The sequence below is a fragment of the Thiorhodococcus mannitoliphagus genome (genome assembly GCF_010915725.1).
GTDB lineage: Bacteria > Pseudomonadota > Gammaproteobacteria > Chromatiales > Chromatiaceae > Thiorhodococcus > Thiorhodococcus mannitoliphagus.
This window is the reverse complement of the sequence record NZ_JAAIJR010000197.1, coordinates 1-7,007: the sequence shown is the minus strand read 5'-3', so window position 1 is coordinate 7,007 and position 7,007 is coordinate 1. Positions and strand designations below refer to the sequence as shown.

The following is a 7,007-nucleotide window of genomic DNA, read 5'->3' as shown; positions in this document are numbered from 1 at the left end:
TCTGTTCCGACTCGAGAACAGTCGCCGCCCCGAGGATATCGAGCGGGTACTGGCGAGTCTGATTGATTGGCTGGCCGCCCCCGAGCAGGACAGTCTGCGCCGCGCCTTTGTCGTCTGGCTCAAGCGCGTGCTGCTACCGGCTCGGGTTCCCGGTGCCGAGCTACCAAACGTCAACGACCTTCAGGAGATGCGTGCCATGTTGGCAGAACGGGTGAAGACCTGGACCGAAGAGTGGAAGCAACAGGGTCTTGAAGAAGGGATCTCGCAAGGCGAGGCCAAGTTGCTGCGCCGGCAGTTAGTCCGGCGCTTCGGTGCCCTACCGGCCTGGGCCGAGGCGCGCCTCGAGCAGGCAGGCGAGGCGGAATTTGAGGGTTGGGCCGATCGCGTCCTGGACGGCGCGACCCTGGAAGAGGTGCTTCAGGAGCCGACCTGAGAATCGGTTCTGCGCTGTTGTCCACGAACAAAACAAAGCCCCTGAGTGGCGCCCAGCCATTCGCTGAGCGCCTGCCTCTCCTTCAGCACTCGATGTGCTCAGCGATGTCGAGTGCGTCGTCAACCTCCAGTAACTTCTCAATAACCCATGGCAGCTTTGAAATCAGTACCTTAGAGGGCAACGGGAGAGCCTGAAGCTTGCCTCATTAAGTGGGCGTGTACTGAAAAACAATAACTTGAGCTTGAATCTGGTCAGGCATGGGGCGTTTTGAGGCGCGAGAGCATGACCCTTTTGAATATAAGTCTCTGTTTTATTGGGTGCCATGGGTTATTGAGAAGTTACAACCTCCACTCCCAAGTACCTAACCGTGCTCTCGATTTTGCGATGCCCGAGGAGCAGCTGCACGGCGCGCAAGTTCTTGGTCTGACGGTAGATCAACGTCGCCTTGGTTCGGCGCAACGAGTGCGTCCCGTACTCCTGCGGATCCGCTCCCATCAACCCGATCCATCGCTTCACAATGCGCGCGTACTGACGCGCAGATACATGCGGTGACCCACTCTGCCGACTGGGGAAGAGGAAGTCTGCGGATGACAGCCCCGCCTCTTTGATCCAGTCCTCCACGGCATCACGTGTCTGGTCGGTCAGCTCGAAGCGCACGGGCTCACGCGTCTTATGCTGCACGACACTGGCCCTGGAGACCACATGGTTGCCATGCGCGACATCGCGGACCCGCAGGGCAACCAGTTCGCAGCCGCGTAACTTGCTGTCGATGGCCAGATTGAACAGCGCTAGCTCCCGTGTCTTCCCGGCCATTCGAAGCTGTGTGCGGACGGTCCAGATCTCTTGCAGCTTCAACGGCGGCTTCTGGCCAATCAGCTTGCCCTTGTTTCACGGCTCATGTGCGGCTTGGGACGTAACGAATAAGGTTAGATCGTCCGAGCGAAGCGAGCGACGATCTAACCTTATTCGTTAGGCGATTTAACGTGGATCACTTTCAACTTCAATCAAATTCATCACTATCAGCGCAATCATCTAATGCTTTCGCGTTATAGCTGTCAATCATGTCTTTTGCGCTAAAATCGTCGTCATCGATAAAATTTTCAATGCTTGGATAAATAAAATAACCTTCCAGATCTTTGTTTAATTCCCAAGATGCAACATATTTCCCATCTTTAAATCGTCCGAAATCGGTATATTCCACAAGATTGATTAAGTTTGGGCATTCAAGAAAAACGTAATCGTTTATCGGCGGCGAAACGACGAGATCAGGGGGGGCGCTATTTCCTCGATTTAAAACACAATAAGCAGAGACCCAAAGCCTTAAATTACCAAAGGTAACTTGTATGATATTATTTTTGATGCGCTGGTTTGGTAGCGTTCCGGCTTTCTGCATCCCAGCAACTGTGATGAGAATAAATACCCGGGAGCCTACGCGCTCGTGATATTCTTTATTCTTATGGAAACTTCTTAGATCTCCTTTTGAGAAATAGCTTCCATGATCCCCTCTAGGTACAGACTTGTAGTGATCATAGGGATGAGTGTGAAATGTTCCCAAATAGTCAAAATTTGGATAAAAAGAAGTAATAAAATCCTGCTTTAAATCCCTGGCCGACCGAGACCATCTAACTCTGTTCTGCCATTGCCTGGTGCTAGTATCTGTACTAACAAGCTCAATTTGGTAAACTATTTCTTTTGAGTAACTATAAGTTTCGTAACCAAATAACGTGCCGTGGGTTTCAAGTTTAGTTTTCTCTTCTTTTTTATTTCTTAAATGCTCTATCGTATATGCTTCTAGCGCACTTAATGCCAACGAGGCTTGTGCTAATTCGGAGATTCGGACAATTATCATATCGGATATCCAGTTAGCGTATGGTACGCTGTTTATTCTTGCTTTCTAAAGCGACTAACGTCAACCATAAGCCGGGCCAGACTGCGCTGCCAAGACACTACGGGGTTGCTCTGATGCCGATGCGCAGTGTGGCCTCGGCTTTATGGCTGTGTTAGGCATTACTTGCTCATGCTACTGGTTGTTGTATGGAGAATGCGGCGATACTTCTATTCTCGCCGAGGGGGCCCCTAGCAAAGAAAAGAGCTTATCAGCATGATCAATAACTCGCTCTACATCGGAAAATTCGAAAACTTCGTTGAGTATTAGTTTTCCGCCAATGCAAGAAAGAGCATCGATTACTGTCTTTTCCCAACTTCTCTTGCATGGCCACGATTTCAATACCTTAGCAGTTGGTGCAGAGGTACGGTGCTGCGCAAGGCGTTGGTTAATATCATCTGCGAACCCTAGTTTAATTCTCTTATCATCAAGTTCCGGAATCAATTGAATCACATAGAATGATCCAACTTCTTTTTCAACTGGTTTGGAAGATCCAAGAAATCCGTGCTCTTCTCGTTTTTGTTTGATGAACTCAGATTCCTCATGGGAAACTGTTAGAGTCAGTTGTCCGCCGGATTCTGTTGTCCTGCGTTTTTTCGGCTCAATACCGAGTCCCAATACATATCGCCGTGCATGGGATCTGTCCATGGCGATTTCTTCAGCAAGCTGCTTTAGCGATATGAAATCTTGCTCCATAGCATCTCTTGTCCTTGCCTAACGTCATGCGTAACCTGGCGCGTACTGGCTCGCAGGAGCGAAGCGACGGCTAGCCAGTACGCGGTCAGGTTTACGCGCTCGTTAGGCGATTTCTTTTCTTCTGTCACCCGCGAGGGCTTCCAAAGTTAAGTAAACTGTCCCCGGAACTCCCCCCGGAACTCCCCGATCATGGCCCGGTAGCTGCTCCAAGGCCAATCGGCTGCGGTCCGCACCATCCGCGCCCGCACCGGATTGAGCACGACGTAGCGCGCCAGCTCCAGCAGATACGCCTCCTTTTGCGCCAGGATCGCCTTGTAGCGTCCTTGAAACACGTGGCCCGAACGGCCGTGCGTGCGGTTAAAGCGCTGCGTATAGACGCCATTCAGCTGGCGCATGCCCTTTGAGAGGTTCGCGTCCGGGGTCTCCACCAACACATGGTAGTGGTTGGTCATCAGACAGTAGGCGTGCACCGTCCAATTGAAGCGGTCCCAAACGCCAGCCAGCACATCCAGAAACAGGCGCCGGTTCCCATCGGCGAGGAAAATCGCCTCGCGCCCGTCTCCGCGACTGGTCACATGGTACAGCGCGCCGGCAAATTCGTGACCCCGTGACCTTGCGTGAGCCCGTGACCTTATGCCACTTATAGTCTGTAGACCTATTGTCATCATGGCATAGATAATTTCTGGATGAAAGACCCCAAAGCACTCCTTGGTGAAAATATAAAGAAACACCGCCTTGAAAGAAAGCTTTCTCAAGAGCAGTTAGCTGATCTTTGCTCACTGCACAGAACTTATGTTGGCTCCATTGAGAGAGGCGAAAGGAACGTTAGCTTGGAGAACATTGTTCTTATTTCCAAAGCGTTAGGAGTAAGCCCTTCAATCCTTCTTCAAGGAATTAGTTAGTGATGAGCGACTCCCCGTATTCGGGAAAGGATAAGTCAGATTGGGCATCAATCACAGAACAACTCATAAAAGACCACCCGTTAGACGAAAACTCTCTTGTAGAGATGATTCTTAATGCCTGGAACAACATCTTTGAAACATCGATTGGGCGACACAATCTTAAAATTGGCGATCACATATTTCCAAAGCCCCAAGTTATCGGTGCGCTAATGCACGAACTAATTCCAGCGGAGATGGCTGCAACCTACCCGAAAGAATGGAGAGGTGAAAAAGATGCTGGTGACAAAGATATTGTTTATATTCCCAATGATTACTACTCGATAGAACTGAAAACGTCTTCCAATCCGAGCCGAATATTTGGCAATAGAAGTTATGCGCAAAAACCGACGCAAGGCAAAAAAGGAAAAGATGGTTTTTATATCGCCGTAAACTTCGAAAAATTCTCAAAAACCAACACTAAACCCGAGATTTTAGTAATACGCTTTGGTTGGCTTGATCATACAGACTGGAGAGGGCAAAAGGCCGAGTCCGGGCAGCAATCGAGTTTAGCACCGGATACCTACGATCTTAAATTCAAAACGCTTTACCTAAAAAGCTAATGCGGTTTGTGCTTCACTAGCCTCTTTGTCAGCCAAGTAGCTTTCAATTCGACTCTCAGCATAACCGATATATTTTTCTTCCAACTCGAAACCAATAACGAAGCGATTATTTCTTAGAGCGCATTCTGCTGTACTCCCCGATCCCATAAAAGGATCAAGTATCACATCACCAGCGTTGCTAGAGGATTTGAGCATTCTCTCAACCAAAGCCATTGGGAATTGGGCCGGATGTGGGGTGCGTTCTACAGAGGAGCGGTTTTTACCTGACGTTACTTTGGTTATTTGCCAAACATCTGTAGGGTTTTTTCCGAGCGGATTGCACTTCAATTTCCCATTCTTTTTTTGGTTTGGATATTTGACATTTGGATCGCGAACATCGTCCAAATTGAACGTATAGTTATTCGGATCTTTAACATACCAAAGTAGTTTTTCGTTTCTTGGAGAGAAACGCTTTCTACATGCAACCCCCGCTGCATAGTTCCAAACTACTTCCTGTAGCAAGTAAAATGGTGTTCTATCCCACAGCAGATAAGGGATGGGTACAGCCAAGCCTTTCCCTTCCACTTCAAAATATCCAACATTTAGCCAAAATGTGCCATCTGGACAAGTGACTCGATGAATCTCACCTATCCAATTTTCGCACCAATTAAGATAGTCGTTTATATGGGCAAGATCCTCGTATTCCTTGCCAATATTGTATGGAGGCGAGGTGATGGTAGCATTGATGATTCCTTCAGGAAGCTCTTTCATTCCTTCCAGACAATCACGTTTGTATATGGCTACGCCATCAGTTTCAAATGATGGCGCTCCCAATATGGACCTAATTCGATTGAAGTTTTCAGCACTCATGATGCTACTTATAGTATTCATCATCGAGCGGAATGTCAACGTAAGATTCTCTCGAACGAGGCTTCAGGGAGGAGCGGGGTCTTCCCAGGGCAATCGCATCAACGTATTAGCGAGTAATGTTGGGCAATCCACTCGCCTCCCCCAATGATCTGCGTCCTTTGAATCTGGGGAGATCTCCACGGTGTGCGACCTGAGTATAGAGCGATCGATCGGACGTCATTTTGCCGCGCTGGAAGATCCGCGCAACCCGACCCAAAGCCGGCACAACCTGATCGAGATGATCATCATCGCCATCGCCGCGACCCTCGGTGGTGCCGACGGCTGGGTGGGCATTGAGACGTTTGCCAGGGGTAAGGAGGCATGGCTGCGCACCTTTCTGGAGCTGCCCCATGGGATTCCCTCGCACGATTGTTTCGGGCGCGTGTTTGCCCTGATCAACCCCGAGACGTTCGCGGCCTGCTTTCGCGCGTGGAGCCAGGCGGTGGCGGAACTGATCCCCGATGAGATCATCGCCGTGGACGGCAAGACCCTGCGCCGCTCGCACAACCGCGGCAAGGGCTTGGCGGCGTTGCATCTGGTCAGCGCCTGGGCGACGGCCAACCGGGTGGTGCTCGGGCAAGTGGCCACGGAGGCCAAGTCCAATGAGATCACGGCCATTCCGCGGCTGCTGGAGTGGCTGAAGCTGGAGGGCTGCATCGTCACCATTGATGCCATGGGCTGCCAGACCAAGATTGCCAAGCAGATCATCGATCGGGGCGGTGACTACGTCCTGTCCCTCAAAGGCAACCAGGAAACGTTGGCCGCCGAGGTCGAGGAGGCCTTCATCGAGGCCGACGCCAACGACTATGTCGACAGCGACACAGACTTCGTCGAGACCGTCGAGCGCAGCCATGGTCGGATCGAAATCCGTCGTTACCGGACCCTGGGTGATCTCTCCGGTGTGCCGCGCAGCGCCCTGTGGGAGGCGATGAACATGATCGGCATGGTCGAATCGCGCCGTGAGGTCGCCGGCAAGGTCACGATCGAGACTCGCTACTACATCGGCAGCATTGGCACGAGCGCCACCCGCTTTGCCCACGCCGCGCGCGGTCACTGGGGCATTGAAAACGGTCTGCATTGGAACCTCGACATCTCCTTTCGTGAGGATGAGTGCCGTGTGCGTGATCCGGTAGCGCGCGAGAATCTCGCCGTCCTGCGCCACCTTGCGCTCTCGCGCCTCAAGAACGACGACACCAAGCTCGGTATTCAGAACAAGCGCTTGAAAGCCGCATCCGACGAGGGCTACCTGACGAAATTGTTCTTCGAGCCGCCCAAGAGCAAGGAGAAAGCAGAAGCATCAGGGCGCGCTAATATTAGAAAAGCTTGATGCGATTGCCCTGGGGGTCTTCCCTTTTGCCCTCTTGACATCCGCTGCTTGAACGATCTTGCTCACGCGCGAGTAGTGGATGCCGAAGAAGTCTCCAATGTCCTGAAGCGTATATCCCCCGCTGCGATAAGCGGCGACGATGGCCTCGTTGCGCCGCGGATCGTCGCATACATACTCGGGTAAGGGCCTGGGGGGAGGGCCAATGCCATGGACTTAGCATCTAAGGCTATGATTCTATTAAAATAAGGCATCTTCGCAGGAACCTTGTAGGAGCATG

The 7,007-nt window shown here is 51.3% G+C and carries 8 protein-coding genes and 1 pseudogene; 4 read left to right on the top strand and 5 right to left on the bottom strand.

Annotated elements, in window-relative coordinates:
* Nucleotides 1–433, top strand: a 433-nt coding sequence (locus G3480_RS24425; RefSeq protein ID WP_240906034.1) for a DUF4351 domain-containing protein, incomplete at its 5' end; no start/stop codon positions are given.
* A 327-nt stretch (nt 434–760) separates the two neighbouring features.
* Here the strand turns inward: G3480_RS24425 and G3480_RS24420 are convergent.
* From G3480_RS24420 to G3480_RS24405, 4 genes and pseudogenes are all read right to left on the bottom strand, one after another.
* Nucleotides 761–1,288 carry a tyrosine-type recombinase/integrase gene (locus G3480_RS24420; RefSeq protein ID WP_240906033.1) on the bottom strand — a complete coding sequence of 176 codons (528 nt, stop codon included), beginning with the start codon at nt 1,286–1,288 and terminating at the stop codon, nt 761–763.
* 145 nt (nt 1,289–1,433) lie between these two features.
* On the bottom strand, nt 1,434–2,282 hold the full coding sequence (locus G3480_RS24415; RefSeq protein ID WP_164656834.1) for a hypothetical protein: 849 nt from the start codon (nt 2,280–2,282) through the stop codon (nt 1,434–1,436).
* A gap of 171 nt (nt 2,283–2,453) precedes the next feature.
* Nucleotides 2,454–3,014 (bottom strand): hypothetical protein, encoded by a 561-nt coding sequence (locus tag G3480_RS24410; RefSeq protein ID WP_164656833.1) that lies wholly within the window; start codon nt 3,012–3,014, stop codon nt 2,454–2,456.
* 179 nt (nt 3,015–3,193) lie between these two features.
* Nucleotides 3,194–3,679: pseudogene (locus tag G3480_RS24405) on the bottom strand (REP-associated tyrosine transposase); the annotation flags it as partial.
* 21 nt (nt 3,680–3,700) lie between these two features.
* On the opposite strand from G3480_RS24405, the gene G3480_RS24400 reads away from it, so the two are divergent.
* Both G3480_RS24400 and G3480_RS24395 read left to right on the top strand, forming a co-directional pair.
* On the top strand, nt 3,701–3,916 hold the full coding sequence (locus G3480_RS24400; protein WP_164656832.1) for a helix-turn-helix domain-containing protein: 216 nt from the start codon (nt 3,701–3,703) through the stop codon (nt 3,914–3,916).
* 2 nt (nt 3,917–3,918) lie between these two features.
* Nucleotides 3,919–4,515 carry a ScaI family restriction endonuclease gene (locus tag G3480_RS24395; RefSeq protein WP_164656831.1) on the top strand — a complete coding sequence of 199 codons (597 nt, stop codon included), beginning with the start codon at nt 3,919–3,921 and terminating at the stop codon, nt 4,513–4,515.
* On the opposite strand, the gene G3480_RS24390 is transcribed toward G3480_RS24395, so the two are convergent.
* Entirely contained in the window at nt 4,504–5,364 is an 861-nt protein-coding gene (locus G3480_RS24390; RefSeq protein WP_164656830.1) for a DNA-methyltransferase, read from the bottom strand. The two genes, G3480_RS24395 and G3480_RS24390, sit on opposite strands and share 12 nt — an antisense overlap.
* Nucleotides 5,365–5,545: 181 nt before the next feature.
* Here G3480_RS24390 and G3480_RS24385 point away from each other — a divergent pair, with 181 nt between their 5' ends.
* Nucleotides 5,546–6,730 (top strand): ISAs1 family transposase, encoded by a 1,185-nt coding sequence (locus G3480_RS24385; protein WP_167752488.1) that lies wholly within the window; start codon nt 5,546–5,548, stop codon nt 6,728–6,730.
* The last annotated feature ends 277 nt before the right edge of the window (nt 6,731–7,007 follow it).

Bases quoted from the DNA above. Each gene is read 5' to 3' on its own strand.
- G3480_RS24415 (WP_164656834.1), bottom strand. From the start codon at position 2,282: ATGATAATTGTCCGAATCTCCGAATTAGCACAAGCCTCGTTGGCATTA.
- G3480_RS24410 (WP_164656833.1), bottom strand. From the start codon at position 3,014: ATGGAGCAAGATTTCATATCGCTAAAGCAGCTTGCTGAAGAAATCGCC.
- G3480_RS24400 (WP_164656832.1), top strand. From the start codon at position 3,701: ATGAAAGACCCCAAAGCACTCCTTGGTGAAAATATAAAGAAACACCGC.
- G3480_RS24395 (WP_164656831.1), top strand. From the start codon at position 3,919: ATGAGCGACTCCCCGTATTCGGGAAAGGATAAGTCAGATTGGGCATCA.
- G3480_RS24390 (WP_164656830.1), bottom strand. From the start codon at position 5,364: ATGAGTGCTGAAAACTTCAATCGAATTAGGTCCATATTGGGAGCGCCA.